Consider the following 24483-nt stretch of genomic DNA (forward strand, 5'->3'; position numbering starts at 1 on the left):
GACGTGCGCACCACCTACACCGTGCTGGCCGTGGACGACGAACCTTCCATCGGCAAGCTGCTGGAAAAGGAGCTTTCCACCCCCACCCGCACCGTGCACGTGGCCACCAGCGCCCGGCAGGCGCGCGAACGGCTGCGCCGCGCCACTTACGAGGTGGTGGTGCTGGACATCCGCCTGCCGGATGCCGACGGCATCGAATTCATGGTGGAACTGCGGCAGCGCTACCCGGATACCGAGGTCATCCTGATCACCGGGCACGGCAACATCGACAATGCCGTGGAGGCCATGAAGCTGGGCGCCTACGACTACATCACCAAGCCGTTCAACCTGACGGAACTGGAAGTGGTGGTGGAACGCGCCTACCAGCGGGCCTTTCTGCGCAACGAAAACCGCGCCCTGCGCCACGCGCGCGACGGTGCGCGCCCGGCGGTGACCCTGATAGGCAATTCGCAAGGCATCAAGGGGGTGCGCTACCTGATCGAAAAGGTGGCCCCCACCGACGTGCCGGTGCTGATCACGGGTGACAGCGGGGCAGGCAAGGAAGTGGCCGCCCACGCCATCCAGTCGCTGGGTACCCGGGCGGACAAGCCGTTCATCATCAAGAACTGCGCGACGTTGCAGAAGGAGCTGGCCCGCAGCGAGCTGTTCGGCCATGTGCGCGGATCGTTTACCGGCGCGCTGGAAAACCGCGACGGGCTGATGGCCTTTGCCAACAAGGGCACGCTGTTTCTGGACGAGATAGGCGAACTGCCTGTGGAAGTGCAGGCCTCGCTGCTGCGCGTGCTGGAAAACAAGACCTACCGCCGCGTGGGCGAGAAGGACCACCGCAGCTGCGACATCCGGCTCATCTTTGCCACCAACCGCTCACTGGCAGGCGAGGTGGAGGCCGGGCGCTTTCACGAGGCGCTGTACCACCGCATCAACGTGTTCAACATCGAAATGCCCCCCCTGCGCGACCGCAAGGAGGACATTCCCCTGCTGGCCGAATTCTTTCTGGCCCGCCTGGGCAACGGGCGCGACGACCTGCGCATCTCGGACCGGGCCATGGCCTGCCTGATGCAGTATGGCTGGCCAGGCAACGTGCGTGAACTGCGCAACGTGCTGGAACGCAGCATCATCCTGGCCGAAAACAACCTGATTACCGAACACGCCCTGCCGCGTGAACTGGCCGGGCTTGCGGGGGGAGTTGGCGGCGCGGGCGGCGGAATGGGAGGAGGGGCGGCGGGCAGCGCAGCGGGGCAGCATGGCGCAGGCGGCGAATCGCAGGGGCCGCTGACGCTGGAGGCCATGGAGCGCGAACACATCGCCCGCATTCTGGAATTCTACGACAACAACCGTTCGCTGGCCGCCACGGCGCTGGGCATCAGCCGCAAGACGCTGTACCGGAAGATGCGGGAATATGACATCGGATAGGGGGAGCGGCGGGGGGAGAGGCGGTCTGGCAGGCTGGTGAGCGGGGGGCATTACGCCCCCCGCTTTTTTTCGTCCCCTGTGTATCCTGAGCGTCATCAGTGCCCTCAGCGTCCAGCTTCGATGAAGTATCCTGCTCGTCTGGCTATTCTGGCTCTACGGGATCGTCCGGCTCCACTGGTCCATCCATTCCATGTGGAGAGTTCTCAATGCGTCCCAGTGTCGTCTGGCATCGGGCCTCGATGAACCGGACAATGCGGCGCACAAGCGGGGACGCTCCGTACTGTTCACAGAATACGTCCGCCACGTCGGTTGCATTGTTTCTCAGAAACAACGCCATGTGCCGGACCGTTGCAATGACCTCGTCGGGGGCGATGCCTGCCGGTTCGGCAAGGCGTTCCCAGTGCCGCCGCATGACGAAATTGGGGTCGTATTGACCACCGATGCGCATGGAAATCCGGGGTGCCAGTCCGGGATACACGGCAGTGCACAGAATGTCGTAGAACGGAGCAAGGCGCGGCGTTGACGGTTCGTCGTACAGCAGAGAAATGTTCTTGGCGTGGGCATCGGCATTTCCGATCAGGAACATGAAGACGACCCAGCGCAGCAGTTGCATTCTGTCCGCTGCTGGTGCCTTGCACTGGCCGAGCACCGTGAAGCAGGCACCAAGGCCCGGTCCGCCTTCATTCTCGTACTTCAGTTCGGGCGGAACACCGAGGGCCTGACAGAAATCTTCCTGGTGCAGCCGGACGATTCTTCCTTCGCGCACCGTGCGGTCATATCGTGCGACCAGATAGGCGCGCGGCAGTCTGCCCACAAGCTCCACGGCAGGAACGGGCAGCCCGGCGGCACGGGCCAGGATCATGCAGAAAGCTTCATTTTCCACGGTTTCCGGCAGGCCGGGAATGGGGGGCTTCAGGATATGCGTGCTGGGCGCGCCTTCAAGCGGCAGGTACACGTTTTTTCCTTGCAGCAGCAGGGGCAGCTTGGCCTGGGCGCCCGCCAGCGACAGGCGAATGCCGTCCACCCCGGCAAGCAGGGGGCGTTCAGGCAGGGCCGTGATGAGTTGGTCCAGTTCATTGGCCGGGACGTGCTGGTATCGTGGCTGGTGGTTTGTGGCTTGCGGTGCCGTACCTTCCGGCAGAATGGCAAGCGCACCCGCGCATTCCGCCCCCTGTGCGCGCAACAGGCCGTATACGTTGCGGGAAGAGACATGTAGCGCCTTCTCCGTAAGTTCGCGAGCGTGCTGTTCCGGCAACAGGTTGTCAAAAAACGCCCTGGTGGCGTCATGCGGGTATGGTTCTTTGCGCAACGGCAAGCTGCATGAAATGGTAAACGCACCGGGGCGTGACAACCACTCCGGTGCGTAGCAGAACGTCAGACGGGCGTTGCCCTTGCGGGAAATGACGCCGACAAGATTGTCTTCAAGCCACACGCACAGTTTGCCCTGCATGGCTATGACCGCAGAGAGACGGAAAGTTGCAGGTTCAGCGCATCCAGGACCTGGAGAATCTTGGCGACTTCAGCGGTGGCCTTGCCGTTTTCGACTTCCGTGATGAAGCGGGCACCGACACCGCTTTTCGTGGCAAGCTGTTCCTGCGTAAGGCGCATATCCTGCCTGCGCTGGCGGATGGTGGCGCCCAGGGCGGTAGTGTTCTCCAGCTTTTGCGAAGAAAACCGCTGCTTGTCGTCAGTTGTCTTGCCCAGCAGATGCGCAAGCAGCATCACGCCGCCCACGCCAAGGGCTACGTTCAACAGCGTTTCACCATGAGATTTTTCAGATGCGCCTTGCTTGACCATGTCCCGCAGGGCGTCCTTGCTCACGGTGGTGGGCAGGGTATCCGGTTTGATGATGGGCATGACAATCCTCCCGTACGGTAAGATTACGTGTTGGGTGAGGAAAGTCAACACGTCTTCCCGTACGGGATGAATCGGTGGCGTTGTCTGAGCGGGAAGGGGGCGCCATATCGTCTTGCATCCTGTTACCTTGTGCGTGCCGTTGGACTTCGCTGAAAATATGCCGTTTCCTGCTGTGTTTTCGCCCTGTTTGTGCCATATTTGGATTTGCACCGTTCCGTTTGCGGTCTGAGCTGATGGATACTGCGCGTGCCAGATAATACGGAACCAGCATCTGGAGGATTATTCCATGGCAGAAAACCGCATGCATGACCGCGCCGCCGGGGCGCTGATGGGCGCGTGGATTGGTGACGGGTTGGGCCTTGGCCCGCACTGGTACTACGACCTTGCCGAACTGCGGCGGGACTACGGCCCGTGGATAAGCGGGTACACCGACCCGAAGCCGGGCCGCTACCACGACGGCATGAAGGCCGGTCAGCTGTCGCAGGCGGGGTTCATCCTGAAGCTGACGGTGCGCTCGCTGGTGGAGCGCGGCGACTACGACCAGGCGGATTTCTGTCGCCGCATGGACGAGGAACTGTTTCCGCTGCTCAACGGGCAGCCTGTGAGCGGGCCGGGCAACTACACCAGCCAGTCCATCCGCGAGGCATGGCGGCGTAGGGTGGAGCAGGGGCTGCCGTGGGGGCAGACCGCAGGCCATGCGGACACCACCGAGGCCATCGAGCGAACTCTGGCAATCGCGGTGCGCCATGCCACCCGGCCAGACCGGCTGGCCACCGCCGTCAGCGCCAACGCGGCGCTGACCCAGTGCGACGACGTGGTGCTGTCACTCACGGTGGCATACGGCGCGGTGCTGGCCCTGCTGGTGCAAGGGCACCGGCTGACCCCGGAAATTTCCGAAACGTTAATGCATCAGGTTAAGGATGGAGTGTTGCCGTTTCATGCGGTAACCCGTGACGGCTTGCAGGCCCCGCGCCCCGGCGACCCCGATCCGCCACGCGCCGGGCGGTTTGCCTCGCCCGATGCGCTGCTGTCGCCCGGCTACATGGCGGCGGCAGCGGCGGACCCGGACATCCGCATCGAACCGGCGTGGAAGGTTTCGCTGGTCTACGGCATGCCGTGCGCCATCTACCACATGCTTCCGGCGGCCTACTACCTTGCGGCGCGCTTTCATGACGACTTCGAGTCCGCCGTGCTGCACGCGGTGAACGGCGGCGGGCAAAACCAGGTGCGCGCCATTCTTGCCGGGGCGCTGGTGGGGGCGCAGGTGGGGTTGTCCGGCATTCCGCAGCGGTTCATCGACGGACTGGAAGAGGGCGAAGAACTGCGCGCGCTGGCCGTGCAACTGGCCGGGCAGGTTGATGGCGGGAATGCCGGACGCAGTGGCGAGCCGGTTGAATCGGAATGAGCGACAGCCTTCCAGGCTGCAGGCCGCAGGTTGGGTTTTTGTCGCGGAATTCCGGAGTGACAGGCGGGTGCGCGGCGTCTGCTGTTGTTTCTTGAGGGTGAATGCCGTGCGGAGGGATTTTGGTTGCCCATGGGGAGCCCAGCGCCCTTCCGGCCATGATCCAAGGATGCGTTCCAGCTTGCACGAAGCCGCGTACCGCCGATGTTGACCTTGACAATGCGCTGCGGCATCGTCTAGACACCTTCGATTCCTGCGCCCGTAGCTCAGTCGGATAGAGCGATAGCCTCCTAAGCTGTAGGCCACAGGTTCGATTCCTGTCGGGCGCACCAGAGAGCAAGAGGATACGAGATGACCGTCTCGTATCCTCTTTGTCGTTTCGGGGCAGTGGGTGTTGGACGTTTGTTTGTTGTTTGATTGTTGTTTTTGATATTGTGCTAATACAGCAGGGCTTTTCTTTGAATTTCTTTGGTGTTTGTCCTGCTGGCGGACATCCCGTTGCCCCATCCTTGACATTCCCGGCGGAAGGTGATGCCGGTACGGGCATGTCGTTTCAGGATTCCTTCACCATGCCGCTCGGCTGCCGCCCTCCATCCGCAGCGTCCGCAAGCAGTTCCCGTGGGCAGTTCGTCGCAACGCCGGACCGGTCCCGACCCGTGCGCGGACGCCTGGCCCCCAGCCCCACGGGGCATATCCATCTTGGCAATGCCGCGTCCTTCCTGATGGCGTGGCTGTGTGCCCGCGCCGCCGGTGGGCAGATGGTGCTGCGCATGGAAGACATCGACCCGGACCGGTCACGCCCGGAATTCGCGGCGGACATGGTCCGCGACCTGCTGTGGCTGGGGCTGGACTGGGACGAGGGGCCCGAGTTTCCCGCTATGCTGCCTGATCCGCAGCCTGATCCGCGACCAGATGGGGCGTCCGCCCCTGTGTCCACGCCACCACTTGGCCTGTGTGCCGTGCCGGATCACGCCCGCATGCCGGGGCGCGGCGGCCCCCACGGACCGTATTCCCAGAGCGAGCGCCTTGCCCTGTATGCCGATGCGCTGGCGCGGCTGGAACGGGAAGGACACGTCTATCCCTGCTTCTGCACCCGCAAGGAACTGCGCTCACTGGCGTCGGCCCCCCATGCGGGAGAATGCGGCCCCGCCTATCCCGGCACTTGCCGCAACCTTGGCCCCGAAGACCGGGCCCGGCGTCTGGCCGAAGGGCGCCGCCCGGCCATGCGGGTGCGTTGTGACGACACGGCGATTGCCTTTACCGATCATATCGCCGGGCCGCAGCGCATGTCGCTGGCCGAGTGCGGGGGCGACTTCGCGGTGCGCCGTTCCGACGGGGTGTTCGCGTACCAGTTGGCGGTGGTGGTGGACGACATTGCCATGGGCATCACCCAGGTGGTGCGCGGTGACGACATCCTGGCCAGCACGCCGCGCCAGATCTGGCTGTACCGTCTGCTGGGCGCGCCGGTGCCGGAATACGTGCATGTGCCGCTGCTGCTGGACCATGAAGGCGAACGGCTGGCCAAGCGGCACGGTTCGCTGGCCGTGGCCGCCCTGAGGTCGGCGGGGGTGTCGCCGTGGGCCATCGTGGGATATCTGGCCTGGCGTTTGGGGCTGCGCGATGCGCCGGGGTTGGTCACCCCGCGCGAACTGGCCGGGACATTGGACCTTGCCCGGGTGGTCCGCCAGCCTGTGATGTTGCCAGAGGATGTCGCCGATGTGCTGCGACGGATGGGGCAGGGCGCGACAGCGCGGTGACTGGCGGTGACTGGCGGTGACAGGATGTGACAGGGGGAAACAGGGGGTGACGGAGAGAGGCAGGGGAGCACAATGGGAAGAGCCTGCGGAAGTGCCGGGGAGCAGGGCAGGGGCTTGTGACCGTGGAGGGGCTGTTTCGTTTCTCACCGCCTTGGCCCCGTTGCTTCCCCTGTAAGGGGGTTGCCTCTCCGCCCCGCGCGTGCTAGCCAGTTGTCCGCGAACTCCGGTAATGGCAAGGGATTCCGCCCTCCAGGCCCTGCTGCCGGGAGCGTTTTCGACTTCTTGAGCGACGTGCTTCCATCCACTCCGGAAGGCACGTCCGCTCCAACGGAATACAGGTTCAGCACCGCCAGCCACTGCCGCGAAAAGGGAGAACAGCGATGCCCACCACCAGCAGCGAACGCATCTTCACCCCCCAACGGCTTGCCGCCATGTTTCCGCCAGAGCGGGCGGACGCCTTTTTCGACGCCCTGTATGGCGATGCGGAAGACGGCGCCTACGACATCACCCTGGCCTTCGAAGGTGAACACGCCAACGGGGTGGAATTCTCGTTCCGGCTTACCCAGCGGCCCGGGCACTGTCTGGCCTGCAACCTTACCTACGGCCTGCCGCAGGTTTTCGAGCGGCACCCCGTCATAGACCTGCCCGGCGTGGTGTCCAAGATTGCCGATGCCCTGGACAAGGCCGAAGAAAAGCTGCAATGGCGCCTACTGCCCACCCGGGAGATGTCGCGCACGCTGCACGCCATTCCGTTGATGGTCACCTTCGGCTGATCTCTCTCCGTGCTTTCCCGGCAGGCGGGGTTCGTGTTGCCTGAGCCTCCCCTGTTGCCATTGATGTCCAAGGGCCGAACCCCTGCGGGTTTCGGCCCTTTTTTCGTCCCCCATGAAAAAACCGCCCCTTGCGGAGCGGTTCTGTTTCGAGCATGTCGGTGACGTCGCCTACGGGGCGATGCTGCGCGAAATGAAACGAATGGCTTCTTCGTACAGGTTCGGCGGAGCATAGGGGGTCAGCAGGCGGGTACGGTTGGCGCCAACCATCATGGAAATGATCACCTGCGCCGTTTCGTGCACCGGCAGCTGGCGGATGGAGCCATCTTCGATGCCGCGGCGCAGCTGGTTTTCCAGCTCGCGGGGAACCTGGTTGAACTTTTCGTACATCAGGTCGCGGTCGGTCTTGGTCTTCATGTCGCTGTAGGGCGAGCACCGCACAAGCACCAGCCAGTTGGATGTCTTGTCGATGGAGAAGTCGAGGTAGGCGGTGCAGAAATTCAAGACCGACTCGTACCCGTTCTTGCCCTTGGCCGACGCATCGCGCAGCACGCCAAGGAACTGTTCAAGCACATCAATGCCCGCGGCCAGGAACAGTTTTTCCTTGTTGCCGTAATGGTGCGTCAGCAGCCCAAGGGCCACGCCTGCGCGTTCGGAAATTTTCTTGAAGGTGGTGTCGGCATAACCGTATTCACCGAAAAGCTCTTTTGCCGCATGAAGCAACGCTTCTTTCTTCGAGATGCTCATATCAACGGCCCGTGGTAGTGCTTGAGGTGTGTATACAGGGGCTCCGCATCCGAATGTGCGGATGCTCGTCGTGGAGCCGCATAAGAACCGTCGGACCCGCACCCGACGGAACACCGGGAACACTTGTGCCTTCGCTGTCGACCCGGCGAGGGGCCGCGAAGGGCTGCACCTGTGTAGCTTACATGCATGGGGCAGTCAACGCCGCCTGTGCGCACAGTGAAAATGTTGGCGCGGGTTTTGTCAACTAGATTCCTCGGAAAAGTTGCATTGTCTTGCGCTGTAGTAACACGAACATTTGAATGGTCGATCAATCCAATTTCGATTGTCGTGCTCTAGCGGCAGGGTGGGCATAAAACGAAGACGGCCCCACAATGGGGCCGTCTCGTGAGGAGTGTTCCGTTGCTCACCTTGCGCACCGAGTAAGCCGACGAACCTGTCCGGGAAAGCGTGAAGGAGGCAGGTGGAGTGCGTCGGGCCGGTTTGTTTGGCCAAGCAAACAACGACTAGCACCGCAGGGGCAGCGCGTCAAGGGTGCTGGGTAGGCCGTTTGAGGCCGGTGGCGACGCCTCGTTTGAAGATAGCGGCGCTGAAACCTGAGCGTGGCGACCACGAAATCGGTAGGTGTATCTGATCTTGACTGATTAAACAAACAAGGCGGCTCCCGTTAAAGGGAGCCGCCTCGGAGAGGAGTGTACTGATGCCAGGAACGCTTGGCCGACAGGTGCATGCCGGAGGGTGGATGGTGCAGATCGCGCCCTAAGCTGGCTGGTCAATCAATCAGTGCAAGAAAACTATAGTACCCACTCGGATGAGTGTCAACACCTCAACCCCTGTCAAGATGAAATGGCACGAATTTCATTGCGCCACTCGGCAAGGCAGCCTTCGATGAAGGCGTACACGGCGGCCTGCTCTTCTTTGCCGTTGCCGGAAACGGCAAGGGGCGCGGCAAAGCGGAAGTGCACCGTGCGCTGGGGGCGGATGGGGCCAAAGTCCTTGATGGGCCAGCCGGTGCCCCAGGCATCGGTCTTCAGGGCCAGCGGCACCACGGGCACCCCGGCCCGGCGCGCCAGCTTGACCCCGATGGAATTGAAGGTCTTGGGGTCCAGGGTCTCGCTGCGGGTGGCCTGGGGAAAGATGACCACGGAGATGCCGCGCTTCAGCCGTTCCACGCCGCCTTCCAGCACGGCGGCAAGGTCGTCACGGGGGTTCACGCGGCCCACGGTGATGGGGTCGCGCGCGTGCAGCACGTGCTTGAACACGGGGTAGTCGGCCAGGCTCTGCTTGACCACGAAGGTCATGTTTTTGTGCGGCTGAATGATGGAAGGCAGCACGAAGGTTTCCAGCGTGCTCATGTGGTTGCCCACAAACACGCACGGACCTTCCAGGCGCGTGAAGTGTTCCATGCCTTCCACGAACAGCCGTACCCCGGTGCGTTCCAGCGCGCGAACCACCTCGACGCTGCTGTCCACCCACGCTGACGAGGAGTATTCCCCCCGTTGCGCGGCAGCTGCGGCCCGAAACACGATGCCTGCCATTACCGGATAGTAAGCCAGTGTGGGGAGCAGCCGGGCAATGGGGCCAGCCGCATCGGCAGGGGTGGTGTATGTATCGCCGGTGAACGGCACGGGCATGTCGGGGGCGGGCATGTTGGGAGTGGGGATGTCGGCGTCGGTCATGTGGGGTATCCCTTTGCGGTCTTGCCGGGCGCCGGGCATACGGCAGCGGCATGAACTGAAGCGGAAGGTGTGCGTTGCACCGCCGTATATCCCGGCGACGGCGAAAGGAAAATACCTTTGTGGAGAGGATGCGACGAGGGAATAGGGCTGCCGGAAGCGAGCGGGCGCATCGGCCTGCGTCAGGACGCGGCGTTCTCCTGTTCCTTCTTCACCTGCCGGAAGTTCAGGCCGCCCTCGACTGGCCGCAAGGACGAGGCCGTCCTGTTACTGGGCTGTCGGGCCTGCGTCAGGACGCGGCGTTCTCCTGTTCCTTCTTCACCTGCCGGAAGTTCAGGCCGCCCTCGACTAGCCGCAAGGACGAGGCCGTCCTGTTTCTGGGCTGTCGGGTCTGCGTCAGGACGCGGCGTTCTCCTGTTCCTTCTTCACCTGCCGGAAGTTCAGGCCGCCCTCGTCCAGTCCCCGCCCGGAATCGTAGATGCCCACGGTGCGTTCGGTGAACTGCACGCTGCGGGCGCGGCGATAGTAGCGCAGCATGTTGCGGTAGTCCGCCTCGTAGCTGCGGCCCTGCCAGCCTTCGCAGCGCACCACGGCAAGCTCGCGGGTCATGCACAGGCACAACGGGTCGATGTTGCTCTGCCACACCGGGTCGCGCCCTTCCTCTATCACCGGCAGGTAGGCGGCCTTGTGCGCCAGGCTCACGTCGATGCGCGCGATGAGCAGGTCGACGTCCGGGTATGCTTCATAGATGAGGAAGGCTTCCGGCGTCAGCGAGTTGTCGTCGTCCAGGAACAGGATGCGCCTGCCGCGCGCTGCCCGCAGCAGCCCGTTGCGGATGGCGTTGCCGTAGTCCTTGTCGGGCCGGAAGTCGAACCAGCGCACGAAGCCGTCGGGCCGCACCCGTTCGCCCTTCACCCCGTCGAAGCCGATCAGCATTTCCACGTCGCCGGGGGCCAGCCCGGCTCGTTCCATGGCCGTGCGCGCGCTGTCGATGGCAAGGCCCAGGGCCACGGGGCGGTCACCCCGGCTGGGGGTGATGATGGAGTATCGCGGCGCGGCGTCGGGCATCGTGGCTCCGGTGGGTTTGGCGCGTCGTGCGGTTGCGGGGGGCGGTGCGTCCGGTGCGGCCATGCGGGGCGGCAACGCGTGACGCGATGCATCCCGTTTGGCGGTGCGTGGCGTCTCCTGCTACTCGGGGCGCGGCTTGCGCTGGCGGACCAGCCTGCGCCACCAGTTGGTCAGGCGCTGCTCGTCACCGTGTTCCTTGGGCTGGTAGAAGCGGCGTTCCGTCAGACCGTCGGGCAGGTAGTCCTGCTCTATCCAGCCGTCCGGGTAGTTGTGGGGGTACTTGTAGCCCTTGCCGTAGCCCCAGTCCTTCTGCAACTTGGTGGCGGCATTGCGCAGGTGCATGGGCACGGGCTGCGGGCCGTTCAGCTTTATTTCCCGCGCGGCATTGAGGTAGGCGGCGTAGCTTGAATTGCTCTTGCGGGCCAGGGCCAGGTGCACCACGGTCTGGGCCATGGGGATGAACCCTTCCGGCATGCCCACGAATTCCACGGCCTGCTGGCAGGCCACGGCCAGCGGCAGTGCCTGCGGGTCGGCCAGTCCCACGTCCTCGGACGCGGAAAGAATCAGCCTGCGGCACACGAAGCGCGGATCCTCGCCGCCTTCCAGCAGGCAGGCCAGGTAGTACAGGGCCGCGTCCGGGTCGCTGCCGCGTATGGACTTGATGAGCGCGGAAGCCAACTCGTAATGGCTGTCGCCGTCCTTGTCGTGGCGGCTGACGATTTCCGGCATGGCGGCGCGCACCCCGTCCAGCCCGCGATTCTCGGCGGGCAGCCCGGCCACGTATTCCACCAGGTTCAGCATGGCGCGGGCGTCGCCGTGGGACATGCCGGACAAAAAATCCAGCACGTCGTCGGTCAGGGGGGCTTCCTGCGCCGTGCCGCCGCGCCTGCCCAGTTCCATCAGTTCCTCGCGGCCCAGCGGGCGCAGGCGCATGACGTGCAGCCGTGACAGCAGCTGGCGGGTCACGCTGAAGGACGGATTCTCGGTGGTGGTGGCGATCATGGTGATTTCGCCGCTTTCCAGGATGGGCAGAAAGAAGTCCTGCTGGGCCTTGGAGAAGCGGTGCAATTCGTCCAGCACCAGCACGTCCACCCCGGACAGCGAACGTCGCAACTGCTGCAACCCCGCCTCGGGCGCGCTGAGGCGCAGCACCTTGGTGCCGTGGGCATTGGCCAGCAGCAGGGCCAGCGTGGACTTGCCGCACCCCGGCGGGCCGAACAGCAACAGGCTGGGCAGCCGTTCGGCGCGCAGCAATGCGGCAATGCGCGGCGTAAGGTGGGTCTGGCCCACGAAGCCGTCGAGGGTGCTGGGCCGGATGCGTTCCGGCAGGGGCTGCTTCAGCGTCACGTCATGGTCTCCGGAAATGTCTGGCGGGCTGGGCGGGTGCCGGGCGGAACTGCGATTGGTCGGGATGCATGGCCGCGCCCGCGTATGCCTGAAGCGGCACCCGGCAGGGCCTGCGAACTGCTGGTGCCGTGCGGCCTGGCCAGCGGCTTCGGTCTTGTGTATCAGGCCCGCCGCGCAAGGAAAAGATGGGTGCGCGGCTCGGGACCGTGGAGGCCGTTACGCAAGGCCGCGCGATGAACATGGCGAACGTGCCCCGGTGCGGTTGTTTGGTGCGTCGGGCCGATGACGTCGGGCCAATGGGCGATGCCTTCGGGAAGGAAGCACCGGTGCGGCATGCGGGCTGGCGAACCGCCCGCAACAGGTTGCGACCGGCGGCTATCGTCCCTGCCGGGCCCACCAGTGCAGCCCCAGGCAGAGCATGGCCGCCGTTTCCCAGCGCAGCACCCGGTTGCCAAGGCTTACGGCCTGCATGCCGGAATCCAGCAAAGCCGCCACCTCGCGGTCGGAAAAACCGCCCTCCGGACCCACCACGAACAGGGTGCGGCCCGGCTGGCCGATGTCTCCGGCGCCCAGCAGCACGCCGCCGGTGTCGCCTTCCCACAGGATGAACCGCTTGGCGAAATCGCGGCTGGCCTCGGCCAGTTCGGCCACGCCGCCGGGCAGGGTGCGGAGTTCCGGCAGCCACGGGTTGCGGCTCTGCTTGGCTCCGGCCTCCATCTGGGCGTGCCATGATTCGCGGGTTTCCTCGGGCACGCGCGACTGGCTGCGCTCCGCCTGCCACAGCCAGATGCCGCCCGCCTCCAGTTCCACCGCCTTTTCCATCAGCCAGCCCCGGCGCACTTCCTTGCCCCAGCCGATGGCCAGCACCGCCTGCGATGCCGGGGCCGGATGCTCGGTGATCGACACCGGCTCCAGGCGCACCAGAGCCTTTTCCGTGTCCGTGACCCGGAATTCGCCCTCGCGCCCCCGGCCATCCAGCAGGCGCACCGAGTCGCCCGCGCGCACCCGCACCACCTTGACCAGGTGGCGGGCTTCCTGCCCTTCGAGCAGGTACGGTTCGGCCCAGCGTTCGGGCGGCAGGAAAAAGGTGCGCATGGTGATGCTCCGGGGAGTGGGGGATTGGCGCGGGGGGAGGTGCGATAGGTGAAATATGCACAACATGGCGCGCGGCAGGATTTTTTCTGCTGGCAAGGAAAACGCGCCTGCCAGAAGGGAGCGTACTCTTGGGTACGTGACCGAACTGGCAGGCAGCGTTTGACGCAGCCAGCAGGAAAAAGACGCCGCGCGCTAGATCAGTTTGGTCCGCGCTGTCCCTTGCGTATAGAACGGCAACGCCACGCGGGTGGCTTCCAGTTCCACCTTGGCGGCCTTGACCACGAAAGTGGGGGCCTCGGCATGGGCGGCGGCAACGCGGGCCAGCGCCACGGCGTAGCCCAGCGTGGGGCAGAACGATCCGCTGGTCACCACGCCGGCAACGGTGCCGTCGGGCAGGGCCACCACGTCGCCGTGGCGGGCGCTGCGGCGACCGGGAATGGACAGCGCCACCAGCGGCTCGCGCACTTCGCGGTCCGCGCCCTTGCCCACGTAGTCGGCAGGGTTGGTCAGCATGGAGCCGTAGCCCGCTTCCGCCGGGGTGTGGGTGTCGTCCAGGTCGTGGCCGTACAGGGGCAGGCCCACTTCCAGACGCAGGGTGTCACGCGCGCCAAGGCCCGCGGGCTTCACGCGCTCGTCGGCCAGCAGGGCGGTCCACAGGGCCTCGGCCTTGTCCCAGGGCAGGTACAGTTCCACGCCCAGTTCGCCGGTGTAACCAGTCCGACTGACCAGCAGCGGCGCGCCGCCGAAGACCACGGAACGGAAGCCGAAATAGGGCAGGTCGCGGAAGCTTTCGCCCAGCACCGCTTCCAGCACGTCGAACGACTTGGGGCCTTGCAGGTCCAGCTTGGCGGTGCGGGCCGAGATGTCCTCGAAGGGCAGGGCGGCGGGCAGGCGCGAACGCAGGGCGGCGAAGTCGCTTTCTGTGCAGGCGCCGTTGACCACCAGCATGTAGTCGTCCTCGGCGATGCAGTACACGATGAGGTCGTCCAGGATGCCGCCCGCCTCGTTCAGCAGAAAGCCGTAACGGCAACGGCCGGGCTTCAGCGTTTCCAGGTTGTGGCTGACGGCGCGGGACAGCGCACCGCGCGCTCCGGGGCCGCGCAGGGTGAATTCGCCCATGTGGCAGATGTCGAACAGGGCGGCGGATTCACGCGTCTGCACGTGCTCGGCGATGATGCCGGTGGGGTACTGGATGGGCATGTCCCACCCGGCAAAGGGGGCCATCTTGGCCCCGGCGGCCCGGTGCCACGCGGAAAGCGGGGTTTGCAGCAGGTCCGACAAGGGGTGCTCCTTCGTGTCTCCGTTGGGGGTTGGCGCGGTCATGTGGTATGGGGGCGCGCTGCGCCGGGGCAAGGCGGTCTTGCGTCCGGTGCGGAAATTCGGTGCGCCGTGCGGCGCGCGCCAGAAATAGCGCGAGAAGGGATTTGCGGCAACCGGCTGGCGACCTGTCGGGGGCGGCAGGGGCTGGCTGGTAACGGGCGCACAGGTGGCGTGCCGGGCTGGGTGTCAGGCTGGGGGAATACCCGTGCGATACACGCGGATGGTGGCGGCGATAACCGGCAGCGGTACCGCGCACAAGCAGGGGCCTGCTACGCGGCGACTTTGCGGGTGCGCTGGATGGCCCGGAACTCGTCCACCAATGACACCAGCTTGCCGTAGTTACGCTTGATTTCGAGACCGCCGGGGGTCAACTCATCGTCGCGCTTTTCGATGTAGGTGCGCAGCAGGTAGCGGTCGTTGAGCATGTTTTCGCCAATGGCGATGACACTGGACACCAGCGTGTCGAAATAGCTGACGATTTCGAATTTCAGCCCGTGCAGCAGCTGCACCGCCTCGGCCAGCATGCGCCGGTAGCCGATGCGCTCGCCCCGGTACTCGCGGTCCTGAATGTCTTCAAGATAGCGCACCTTGCGGGCCTGCTGGATGTAGCTGTATTTGGCCCAGACCTCTTGATACAACTCGTGCAGGTGGCCGAAGGCCTCGTAGTTGTCCGGCGAGAGCAGGTAGTTGTCCAGCACCTTGATGACGTTGGCGAAGAATTCGTCGCTGTAGCCGATGATGCGCCGCTGGTGCTTGGACAGCCATGCATACAGGAACTTCAGGCGCTTTTCGTCCGTATCGGTGTTTTCGACGATCTCGTTGCGCTTGAAGATGATCCTGCCCGTGTATTCGCCACGGGTTATGTCGTTCAGGCGCAGGAACATGTTGCTGGCGTCCTTGATGATGTTCAGGTCGCCCAGCACCTGCCCCGTAACGGGATGGATGACTTCCTGCGACTCCACGGACAGGGCGCGGTCCTGCCGCACGTTGTCCGGGTTGAACTTGTGCTGCCGGTAGGACACCCGCAGGATGACCACCCGCCGTTCGCGATCCAGGAAGTAGCCAGCCTCGTCGATGGCGCGCAGGGCCTCTTCCTGGTCGGCGTCCACGCGCACCAGGGCCAGCTTTTCCACGCGGGGGTAGGGGCGCGAATCGCCCTCGCCGATCATGGTGGTGATGGTGCGGTCCGACTGCCCCAGCACGCGGATCATGAAGCGTTCGCCCATCTTGTGCAGCCGCCGCGCGAACAGCGCGCTGGAGGTGCGCCGCTCGGACACGATGGGAAAGCCGTACAACTCCATCAGGTACTGATACACGAACAGCCGATTGCGCTCGTACATCTCGTTGTCGCCCACGTCGAACTTGCCGATGCGCATGCCGAAGCGCTTGATCTCGCTGTCGAGGTCGGACGGGAACGAGGCATACACCCCGCCCAGATGGAAATGGCCGAAGCTGTCCAGCGCGAAGACCTGGGCGCGGTCCATGGCCAGCAGAAAGGGCATCAGCGCGGGGTAGTAGTCGAGCACGGAGGTGTCGAACCGCCCGAAGCGCTGGCGGAAGGATTCCTGGAAGGCCTTGGGCAGGCGGGTCTGCATGGCCTGCACGTTGCGGGCGATGACCTGCGATTCCAGCGGGCACGAGGCGCCTTCCGCCACGCTGGCCGTATCCAGCACCGGGTGCAGGATGTCGAACTGGAAGACTTCCTGGAAGTAGTTGAGGGGCCGCTCGAAGGCCGCCATGCTGAAGCCGGGCAGGTGCTTGTATTCCCACAGGTCGGCTTCGAACGAGGGCAGCAGCTCGCGCGACTCCACCAGCGGGTAGTCGGCGTGTTCGAAAAAGGGGCGCAACAGGCATTGCTTGACGTGTACCACGTCAAGAAAGCGCTTCAGCGCGGCAAGCGACGTAAGCTCCACCGGTTCGGACAGCAGGCCGTCCTCGCGGTAGACAAACTCTCCCTTGCTGAAGGCGTTTTTCAGGGTGATCTTCATGCGCCGTCCTGGTGCCCGTGGCGCTTCGCCATTCCCCTCCGGCATGGCGAGGCGGATTGCAGTTGCCCCTCTGCGATATCCAAGCCTATTTTTTTTTCTAAAAAAATTCTACCATAATGTGACGGGCAATGGTTCAGGCACAAGGGTTTCGCGGTGTCTGCGCATTGCGGGTGCCGCACCACGCGGGGCCATGGCGGGCGCACGGCTGTTGCGGGAACATGCCCGGCTTTGTTAAAGCACCGGTTGAAACGGAGCGGTAACTGACAACGGCATTGCCACGGTGCGGCAGCGCACGCAGCGCCCCGCCCCTGTCTGGATACTGACTTGCCTGCTCTCGGTCCTGCCTGGCCCGGGTTTGGCGTCGGTTCGTTCGCGACCGGTCTGATTGCGGCGTTTTTTGCTGCACGCTGGTCATGCGCCGTCCGCCCCTTGCGGGCGGCATCGCGCGGGGATAGGCTGTCGTCCGCCTTCGTTTCGTCCGCCTTCGTTTTGTCCACCGCGCGCGTTACCGCCGGGCTTCGGTCGGGGCGCACGCCATACGCCATGAACTCCGGCCACCGCACGGGGCCGGAGAGGAATTCGGATATGAACAGCCAACGTTGCCACGAACGCATTCTTGCCATCATTTGCAGCGTGTTCGACGCGTATTCCGCCGTGCTCTTCCTGCCGGACGGGACAGCCATCGAAAGTACCGACCTTTCGGCCGGTGCCGCCACGGCGGCAGCCACCGCCGCGCTGGACCGCGACAGCCAGTTGCATCGCCTTGCCGCCAGCTTCAGCCTGGGCGACATGGTGGACACCGGCACGGCCATCGCCCCGGGGCGCGGGCTGGTGGGCTGGATCATCCGCAACCGCGAGCCGCTGCTGGTCAACAACTTCGACCAGCGCCAGAGCCACCTTGGCTACTACCGCAGCAACGAGGAGGCCACCATCAAGGCCTTCATGGGCTGCCCCGTGCCCGGCGGCGGCGCGCTGTGCATCGACAGCAAGCGGCAGTATTCCTTTTCCGACAAGGACCAGAAGATCCTGCAACTGTTCGCGGACCTCATTTCCGGGGTCGAGGGCGTGGTCTGCCAGGGGGCCGGACAGGCCAGCCTGACCCGCTACTACGCGGCCTTGCAGGTGATCAGCGAACTGCGCGGGCGCATCAGCCGCTGGCCGCAATTCCTGGCCGAATTCCTGCGCCTGATGGCCGAGGCCACCGGCTTCGACCATGCGCTGTTCGCCGCCCGCGACGGCGACGGGCAGAACTACATCCTGGAAGGCGAAAGCCACCAGCTGCTGCTGGGCAAGGGCGACGCGCCCATGTATCCCATCGGCAACGGCATCGTGGGCTGGGTGTTCCGCAACGATGCCCCGGTGTACACCGAAGGCACCGACGGCGCGCCCATGGCGCCGCTGTTCGGCAAGGGGGCGCACATGCCCGCCTTCCGCTCCGTCATGTGCCTGCCGCTGATGATCAACAAGGTCACGCGCGGGGTGCTGTGCCTGGGGCACGGCGAGCCGCGCGTCATCCCCGACGATCTGCGCGCCTTCACCCGCATGTCGGTGGACCATCTGGCGCTGTTTCTGGAGAACCTGTACCTGAAGAGCAGGCTGCGCGAACTGCTGCCCAAGGCCCGGCTGGAACGCCGCGTACCCGCGCCCGCCCCGCACGAACGATCCGACCGCGACACCGACGACTGACACCGCAACCGCGAGAGCCACTAGATGCTGCGCAGACTGTTCGGCTTCCTGGGCAAGGACCTTGCCATGGATCTGGGTACGGCCAACACGCTGCTGTACACCCGTGCCGAGGGCATCGTGCTGAACGAGCCTTCGGTGGTCGCCCTGGAAACCGACCGCAACACGGTGCTCGCGGTGGGGCGCGAGGCCAAGGAATTCCTTGGCCGCACCCCCAAGCGCATCCGGGCCATCCGCCCCATGAAGGACGGCGTCATCGCCGACTTCGAGGTGACGCGGCAGATGATCGCCTTCTTCATCCGCAAGGTCATCAGCGGTTTTTCGCTGGTCAAGCCGGGCATCGTCATCTGCGTGCCCACGGGCATCACCCAGGTGGAAAAGCGCGCGGTCATCGAATCGGCCCACCAGGCCGGCGCGCGCGACGTGCGCCTGGTGGAGGAGCCCATGGCCGCGGCCATCGGGGCCAACCTGCCCATCCACGAGCCGCTGGGCAACATGGTGGTGGACATCGGCGGCGGCACCACCGAGGTGGCGGTGATAACCCTGTCCGCCATCGCCTACGCCGAATCGGTGCGGGTGGCGGGCGATGCCATGAACCAGGCGGTGCAGCGCTACTTCAAGGAAGAATTCCAGCTGCTCATCGGCGAGAACACCGCCGAGCGCATCAAGATGGCCATCGGCTCGGCCTTTCCCCTGCCGGAACAGCTGATGGTCGAGGTGTCCGGCAAGGACATGGTGAGCGGCACCCCCAAGGTGGTGCGCGTTACCGACGGCCACGTGCGCGAGGCCCTGCAGGAGCCGGTGCGCATCATCGTCATGGCCATCCGCAAGGCGCTGGAAAAGACCCCGCCGGAACTGTCCGCCGACATCGCCAGCAACGGCGTGTTGCTGGCGGGCGGCGGCGCGCTGCTGAAGGGCCTGGGCGCGCTGGTCTCGCGCGAGACGCGCCTGAAGGTCATCATCGACGACGACCCGCTGACCACCGTGGTGCGCGGCACGGGCCGCACCTTGGACGACGGCAAGTTCTACCGCCGCGTGTACATCAACTAGCGCCGCCCTGTGCGGGCCGCGGGCCGATTCACTTCCGGCAATACCGCGCGCCCGCAGACGCATCCGCAGATGCGCGGGCAGGCCGCAAGCACGGGCGCGGTCACGTCGCCCGCAACGAGCCATCATGCCCGCAGAATCTTTGTCAGTTCCTTCCGTCGAATCTTCGCCAGTTCCTTCCGGCCAGTCTTCGTCAGATTCTTCCGGCCTTGCCGCTTCCCCTTTTGCCCCGCTGTTGCCCCGCATTCTGGAGATCATCCACGAAAGTGGCGCCCTGGTCATGGACCACTGGCGCAAGCCGCGCAACATCCGGCTCAAGGGGCGCATCGACCTGGTGACCGAAACCGACCTTGCGGTGGAGGCCTTTCTCAAGGACCGCTTGAAGGACGTGGTGCCGGGCGCCACCTTCATGGCCGAGGAAAGCGCCACATCGCGCACGCCGCAGGGCACCTGCTGGATCATCGACCCCATCGACGGCACCACCAACTTCGCGCATTCGCTGCCCTTTGTGGCCACCTCCGTGGGGTTGTGGCACGACGGGCAGGTAGTGCTGGGCATCGTCAATGCGCCCGTGCTGGGTGAGTGCTTCTGGGCGGTGCGGGGCGGCGGGGCTTTTCGCAACGGCGAAACGCTGCATGTCTCCGACCGCGAGCCGCTGGAGCAGGCAGTGGTGGCCACCGGCTTTCCCTACACCATCAGTGAGGACGTGGACACGGTGCTGGCGCGGCTGCGCAAGGCTCTGGTGACCACGCGCGGGGTGCGCCGCTGTGGTGCGGCTGCCATCGACCTGGCCTTCGTGGCCGCTGGTCGGTTCGACGCCTTCTACGAGGCGGACCTGAAGCCGTGGGACACAGCGGCGGGCTGGCTGCTGGTGGAAGAGGCGGGGGGGCGCGTGACCGGATTCGACGGCGCCCCGTACGATTTCACCAACGAGGGCATCCTGGCCAGCAATGGCCTGCTGCACGAGGCCATGCACGCCGTGCTGGCGCTGTAGGCCAATTCGGGCCAGCTCTGTCCTGTCAGGGCCGGTTCAGGCCTGTCAGGGCGGGTTCAGGCCCGGCAAGACCGGTTCAGGCCAGTTCGGCCAGTTCGGGAAGCTCCGGCTCTTCGGCTGGGACGGGGCAGGGCATGTCGCGGAACACGTCGCCCCGTTCCGTGGCCCAGACCAGCGCGGGCGTCAGCATGTCCCGGAAGTGTTCAAGCAGCGCATCAAGTTCGTCGGCATCCACGAACATGCCGTCGGCCACTTCGTCCGGGTTGGGTTGCGGCGCTTCGCCCACGGGGCCGGCCGCAAACAGGGTGATGTGCGCGAATTCCGTGGCCTCTGTGGCGGGAATTTCCGCCCGGCGTATCAGGCGCCCCGCGGCGATGCCCAGTTCCTCGCGCAGTTCGCGCAGGGCGGCGTCTTCTCGCGATTCTCCGGCCAGCACGTGACCGGTGGCCGAAAGATCCCAGCGGCCAGGGTACAGGTGCTTGGTCGCGGCACGCTTTTGCAGGTAGATGCGGCCCTCGGCGTCGTACAGCATGACCAGCACCACCCGGTGGCGCAACGGCTGGCGGCGGGCCTGGGCAATGGGCATGATCATCAGGGGCCTGTCGCGCTCGTCGGTGATTTCCAGGTATTCCACGCCATCAACCGGGGCCGCGTCGTCCTGATGCCCCGGTCTGGGCCTGGCGTTTCGGCGCGGGGCCACCCGGCCACGCGATCTGGCGCGCCCGCCCTTGGCGGCGGGCAAGGGACGGCGGGTGTCGGTCGATTCGTCCGCAGCATGTGAAGGAGGGCGTTTGCCCATGCAGTCTCCTGTCTGTTCCGGGTCCGGCGGGGGCCAGCGCGGCCCCCGGGCGGAATTCTTTCGCCTGGGCTCCGACGACATCGTTGAAGTGGCCGCCCTGGAACGCCAGTGCTTTTCCACCCCGTGGAGCGAAGAACAGTTTCACCTGGCCTTCGAGCGCAAGGTCTTTTCGGTGTTCGGCCTGCGCGATGCGGGACAGCTGGTGGCGTACGTGGCCGTGTACCACCTGGCGGGTGAACTGGAAATACTCAACGTGGCCGTGCACCCCGACCAGCGACGACGGGGGCTGGGCCGCCGCCTGCTGGCCATCCTGTTGCAAGTGGGTGCCAAAATGGGCATACATAGGGCCGTGCTTGAGGTCCGCACCGGCAACGCCCCGGCCATCGGCCTGTACGAGGGGCTGGGGTTCACCCGCGCGGGCGTGCGACCGCACTACTACGGCGATACCGGCGAAGACGCCATCATCTACGAATGCGACCTTGCGGAGTGGGCCTGCCGCGAGCCGGATTGCGCCGCCCCGACAGGCGGGCTTGGCGCCGAGCCGGATGGGGCGGGCGCAGGTTCCGGCGAGGTCTGAGCCTGCGGGGGGCCTGCGTTCTGGGGCAGGCATCGGGCGCGACACCTGCGCTGCGCCCGACAGGCATGATGTTTCGGACGGGTATCCCCATCCGGACATGACGTTTTGGACGGGTATCCCCGTCTGGACCATGACGTTTTGGACGGGTATCCCCGTCCGGGCATGACATTTCGGACGTGTATATCCGTCCGGGCATCGCTCACCTTTCACGCAACACCGTCCGGAGACCCGCATGAAGAAGCTCATGGCCGCCAACTGGAAGATGTACAAGACCGCCGGGGAAGCGCGGACCACCGCCGCCTCGCTGGCGGCGTTGACGGCGGACACGCTGCCGGACGACCGCGAGGTGGTGATCTTTCCGCAGTTCACCGCGCTGTCGCCCGTGGCCGACGCGCTGCGCCACGCCACCGGATATTCGGTCGGCGGGCAGGACGTGTACCCGGCGGCGGAAGGCGCCTACACCGGAGAAATTTCGCCGGGCATGCTCATGGACTGCGGGTGCGCCTGGGTGCTTACCGGCCATTCCGAGCGCCGCCACGTCATCGGTGAAAGCGATGAGCTGGTGGGCGCCAAGACAGCGTTCAGCATCGATGCCGGCCTCAAGGTGGTGCTGTGCATCGGCGAGACCATCGAAGAGCGCGAGGCAGGCCGCCTGGGCGAAGTGCTTGAACGCCAGTTGGAGGCCGGTCTGGCCGGGGTGAAGGGAGATGCCGTGCCCGCCGCCATCGCCGTGGCCTACGAACCGGTGTGGGCCATCGGTACCGGCAAGGTGGCCGGGCCGCCTGAAATCGTCGAGGCGCATGGCCTGGTGCGTCAACTGCTGGTGGCCCGCTTCGGCGAAGGGGGAGTGGCGGTGCGCATCCTGTATGGTGGCAGCGTCAAGCCCGAGAACGCCCGTGAAATCATTGCCCTTGACAATGTGGACGGTGTCTTGGTAGGAGGCGCTTCTTTGCAGGCTGACTCGTTCAGCCGCATCATTCTGGCGTAAGCCGTGCCCCGGCGCGGAGTTTTCACAAGGAGAGTACGGTGCAGACCCTGATCCTGACCCTGCATGTGGTCGCGTGTCTTGCCCTGATCGTGCTGGTGCTGCTGCAATCCGGCAAGGAAGGCATGGGCGTGATCTTCGGCGGTGGCAACACCTCGCTGTTCGGCAGCACTGGCGCCGGCGGCATGCTTGCCAAGCTGACCGCGTTTCTGGCGGTCCTGTTCATCATCACGTCGCTGTCGTACAACGTGCTCACCAGCAGCCGCAAGTCGGACGATTCGACCATCCTCGACGTGAAGCTGGAAGACGTGCAGCCCGCCCCCGGTGCGCCTGCCGCGCCTGCCGCGCCTGCTCCCGCCGCACCGGCCGAGCAGAAGTCCAACTAGCATCGCAAGTTTCGGCGCGCCTGGCGCCAACCCCCGTGCCGAGGTGGTGGAATTGGTAGACACGCTATCTTGAGGGGGTAGTGGGAGAAATCCTGTAAGGGTTCGAGTCCCTTCCTCGGCACCACGAAAGTATCGCGCAGGCGAGCGGAAAAGGCCCCTAACGGGGCCTTTTCGCGTTTCCGATGTTCGGCCAGGGGCTGTGTCGGATGCGGGAACGCGCAATGGCGCGCCGGTGCCAGGAGCGGAACCACCCGTGGCTGGAGATGGCGTGCGCGGGAGATGCAGCCGGAAGCGAGAGGGTACGGATTGGGGGGCTGACTGGAGAGTCAGCGAACATTCGTTCCGGTACGCGGGCAATTGCGCTCTTCCGGGATCGAATCGGGCGGGAAATACGGGGAATAGGGCTGCACCATGCGGACAAGATCACTGGTGCCCGGGGTGCCGCCATTGCAGCGCATGGCATCCAGGGTAGCTTGCAGGCGGTGCAGCAGGGTGTCGTCAACATCGGTGTTGAACGCCATGTACAGGTCCAGCTTCTGAAGCACCATGGACACGGCGTATTCCGCGCTGTCGATGTTGCCCTGTTCCATCGTGTACAGGGTGGAGTGGATGTTGAAGGCCAGCACGTCTATCCTCCCTGCGGCCAGCATGCGCACCGCGTCGCTCGGAGTGGTGGCCGAGTGCAACATGGCGGAGGGCACTCCCTGCTCGATCAGCAGTTGCTCGCCCACGGTATTGCGCACCGTGCCCACGCGTAGCCCTTGCAGGTCGCGCCATTGACGGGGGGCCAGGCGGCTGTTCTTGCGTACCACGGTACCTACGGTCACCCGCATGACCGGCCCCACCCATTTGAACAGCTTTTCGCGTTCCGGCGTGCGTGCGGTGCAGAACAGCAGGGCATCGGGGGTATTCAGGGCCAGATGGAAGGCCCTGGGCCAGGGCAGCACCCTGATTGCTTCTGAAGACGGGGCAAGTCCGTTGCGGCGCAGGACTTCAAGGACGATATCCATGCCAGGGCCGCGTGGTGCGTTGTCCTGAACGAAATTGAAGGGGGGAAGGTCTTCGGTGAGCAGCGTAAGGGCACTGGCGGGGCTCGTGCATGCAAGGCCGACGCTCAACACGGCGCAGATGCTCGACACGGCCAGACTGGCGCGCAGCACGCGGGCACGGGTGGCGGCAAGAAAGGCTGTCGATATGGCCTTGCGAGCCCGCGTGGCGCAGGGCCACGGTGCGGTGCATGCAGGCGGTGCGCCTGCCGTGCTGGATGCGAAGGAGAAGGTGTTGCAAGGCATACGACGAACGACCATGGGGGACGGATGCCCGTGAGGTTGGCCGCGTGGAGATCGCGTGCGATTGTGGGCGGCGTTCACGGCTTGTCCATAGTATCACCCCGGGCCGAGGCAGGGTCAATGCAGGCTGGCCCTGCACATGAACGGGGAAAAGGTGGGGATGGCTGGGGGAGGCTACGCACAAGGGCAGGGTGCAGGTGTCCCGGCGGCCCGCCGCGTGGTGTGGCGACGGGCCGCGTCCGGTGGAGCCGGGATGTCGGGATGGACAGGTGGACGGCAGGGTTGC

The 24483-nt window shown here is 65.2% G+C and carries 21 protein-coding genes and 2 tRNA genes; 12 read left to right on the forward strand and 11 right to left on the reverse strand.

What is annotated here, in order from left to right; all coding sequences use genetic code 11:
* Positions 1-3: 3 nt before the first annotated feature.
* Complete coding sequence (locus K6142_RS06645; protein ID WP_190243434.1) at positions 4-1413, forward strand: sigma-54-dependent transcriptional regulator; 1410 nt, start codon at positions 4-6, stop codon at positions 1411-1413.
* Between the two features lie 142 nt (positions 1414-1555).
* Here the strand turns inward: K6142_RS06645 and K6142_RS06650 are convergent, their stop codons facing one another.
* Together K6142_RS06650 and K6142_RS06655 are read right to left on the reverse strand one after the other, a co-directional pair.
* Entirely contained in the window at positions 1556-2863 is a 1308-nt protein-coding gene (locus K6142_RS06650) for a type II toxin-antitoxin system HipA family toxin (RefSeq protein ID WP_190243433.1), read from the reverse strand.
* Between the two features lie 2 nt (positions 2864-2865).
* Positions 2866-3270: a helix-turn-helix transcriptional regulator gene (locus K6142_RS06655; protein WP_223290194.1), complete on the reverse strand. Its 405-nt coding sequence runs from the start codon at positions 3268-3270 to the stop codon at positions 2866-2868.
* 301 nt (positions 3271-3571) lie between these two features.
* On the opposite strand from K6142_RS06655, the gene K6142_RS06660 reads away from it, so the two are divergent.
* From K6142_RS06660 to K6142_RS06675, 4 genes are all read left to right on the forward strand, one after another.
* Positions 3572-4675: an ADP-ribosylglycohydrolase family protein gene (locus K6142_RS06660; protein WP_223290196.1), complete on the forward strand. Its 1104-nt coding sequence runs from the start codon at positions 3572-3574 to the stop codon at positions 4673-4675.
* 252 nt (positions 4676-4927) lie between these two features.
* Positions 4928-5004, forward strand: a tRNA-Arg gene (locus K6142_RS06665).
* Between the two features lie 324 nt (positions 5005-5328).
* Entirely contained in the window at positions 5329-6429 is a 1101-nt protein-coding gene (gluQRS, locus tag K6142_RS06670) for a tRNA glutamyl-Q(34) synthetase GluQRS (RefSeq protein ID WP_223290193.1), read from the forward strand.
* A gap of 380 nt (positions 6430-6809) precedes the next feature.
* Positions 6810-7202, forward strand: coding sequence for a pancreas/duodenum homeobox protein 1 (locus K6142_RS06675; RefSeq protein WP_190243431.1), 393 nt, complete (start codon positions 6810-6812; stop codon positions 7200-7202).
* Positions 7203-7370: 168 nt separating this feature from the next.
* Here K6142_RS06675 and K6142_RS06680 read toward each other — a convergent pair whose 3' ends face one another.
* The 7 genes from K6142_RS06680 to K6142_RS06710 all read right to left on the reverse strand — a co-directional run bounded on the left by K6142_RS06680 (position 7371) and on the right by K6142_RS06710 (position 16437).
* Positions 7371-7946 carry a TetR/AcrR family transcriptional regulator gene (locus K6142_RS06680; protein ID WP_012611487.1) on the reverse strand — a complete coding sequence of 192 codons (576 nt, stop codon included), beginning with the start codon at positions 7944-7946 and terminating at the stop codon, positions 7371-7373.
* 833 nt (positions 7947-8779) lie between these two features.
* Positions 8780-9622 carry a lysophospholipid acyltransferase family protein gene (locus K6142_RS06685; RefSeq protein ID WP_190243430.1) on the reverse strand — a complete coding sequence of 281 codons (843 nt, stop codon included), beginning with the start codon at positions 9620-9622 and terminating at the stop codon, positions 8780-8782.
* 393 nt (positions 9623-10015) lie between these two features.
* Positions 10016-10687: a glycosyl transferase family 2 gene (locus K6142_RS06690; protein ID WP_190243429.1), complete on the reverse strand. Its 672-nt coding sequence runs from the start codon at positions 10685-10687 to the stop codon at positions 10016-10018.
* A gap of 120 nt (positions 10688-10807) precedes the next feature.
* Positions 10808-12034, reverse strand: a complete 1227-nt coding sequence (locus K6142_RS06695) for a replication-associated recombination protein A (protein ID WP_012611490.1) — start codon at positions 12032-12034, stop codon at positions 10808-10810.
* A 375-nt stretch (positions 12035-12409) separates the two neighbouring features.
* A complete protein-coding gene (locus K6142_RS06700) occupies positions 12410-13129 on the reverse strand; it encodes a 16S rRNA (uracil(1498)-N(3))-methyltransferase (protein WP_190243428.1) in 720 nt (239 codons plus the stop codon).
* 192 nt (positions 13130-13321) lie between these two features.
* Positions 13322-14410, reverse strand: a complete 1089-nt coding sequence (gene gcvT, locus K6142_RS06705) for a glycine cleavage system aminomethyltransferase GcvT (RefSeq protein WP_190243427.1) — start codon at positions 14408-14410, stop codon at positions 13322-13324.
* Between the two features lie 308 nt (positions 14411-14718).
* Positions 14719-16437, reverse strand: coding sequence for a hypothetical protein (locus K6142_RS06710; protein WP_190243426.1), 1719 nt, complete (start codon positions 16435-16437; stop codon positions 14719-14721).
* 585 nt (positions 16438-17022) lie between these two features.
* Here K6142_RS06710 and K6142_RS06715 point away from each other — a divergent pair.
* From K6142_RS06715 to K6142_RS06725, 3 genes are all read left to right on the forward strand, one after another.
* A complete protein-coding gene (locus K6142_RS06715) occupies positions 17023-18123 on the forward strand; it encodes a GAF domain-containing protein (RefSeq protein ID WP_190243425.1) in 1101 nt (366 codons plus the stop codon).
* Between the two features lie 24 nt (positions 18124-18147).
* Positions 18148-19170, forward strand: a complete 1023-nt coding sequence (locus tag K6142_RS06720; RefSeq protein WP_012611495.1) for a rod shape-determining protein — start codon at positions 18148-18150, stop codon at positions 19168-19170.
* A 124-nt stretch (positions 19171-19294) separates the two neighbouring features.
* A complete protein-coding gene (locus K6142_RS06725; protein WP_223290192.1) occupies positions 19295-20161 on the forward strand; it encodes an inositol monophosphatase family protein in 867 nt (288 codons plus the stop codon).
* Between the two features lie 76 nt (positions 20162-20237).
* Here K6142_RS06725 and K6142_RS06730 read toward each other — a convergent pair whose 3' ends face one another.
* The gene (locus tag K6142_RS06730; RefSeq protein ID WP_317846368.1) at positions 20238-20960 is read right to left on the reverse strand and encodes an NUDIX hydrolase; all 723 of its coding nucleotides are present in this window, start codon (positions 20958-20960) and stop codon (positions 20238-20240) included.
* On the opposite strand from K6142_RS06730, the gene rimI reads away from it, so the two are divergent.
* The 4 genes from rimI (at position 20959) to K6142_RS06750 (ending at position 23032) form a co-directional block, all read left to right on the forward strand.
* The gene (gene rimI, locus K6142_RS06735) at positions 20959-21537 is read left to right on the forward strand and encodes a ribosomal protein S18-alanine N-acetyltransferase (RefSeq protein ID WP_190243424.1); all 579 of its coding nucleotides are present in this window, start codon (positions 20959-20961) and stop codon (positions 21535-21537) included. The two genes, K6142_RS06730 and rimI, sit on opposite strands and share 2 nt — an antisense overlap.
* A gap of 232 nt (positions 21538-21769) precedes the next feature.
* Positions 21770-22525, forward strand: a complete 756-nt coding sequence (gene tpiA, locus K6142_RS06740) for a triose-phosphate isomerase (RefSeq protein ID WP_190243423.1) — start codon at positions 21770-21772, stop codon at positions 22523-22525.
* 38 nt (positions 22526-22563) lie between these two features.
* Entirely contained in the window at positions 22564-22908 is a 345-nt protein-coding gene (gene secG / locus K6142_RS06745; protein ID WP_190243422.1) for a preprotein translocase subunit SecG, read from the forward strand.
* A gap of 37 nt (positions 22909-22945) precedes the next feature.
* Positions 22946-23032, forward strand: a tRNA-Leu gene (locus tag K6142_RS06750).
* A 202-nt stretch (positions 23033-23234) separates the two neighbouring features.
* Here K6142_RS06750 and K6142_RS06755 read toward each other — a convergent pair.
* Positions 23235-24215: a substrate-binding periplasmic protein gene (locus K6142_RS06755; RefSeq protein WP_317846369.1), complete on the reverse strand. Its 981-nt coding sequence runs from the start codon at positions 24213-24215 to the stop codon at positions 23235-23237.
* Between the last annotated feature and the right edge of the window lie 268 nt (positions 24216-24483).

The sequence above is a fragment of the Nitratidesulfovibrio sp. SRB-5 genome (genome assembly GCF_019931275.1).
In the GTDB taxonomy this organism is placed as follows: domain Bacteria; phylum Desulfobacterota; class Desulfovibrionia; order Desulfovibrionales; family Desulfovibrionaceae; genus Cupidesulfovibrio.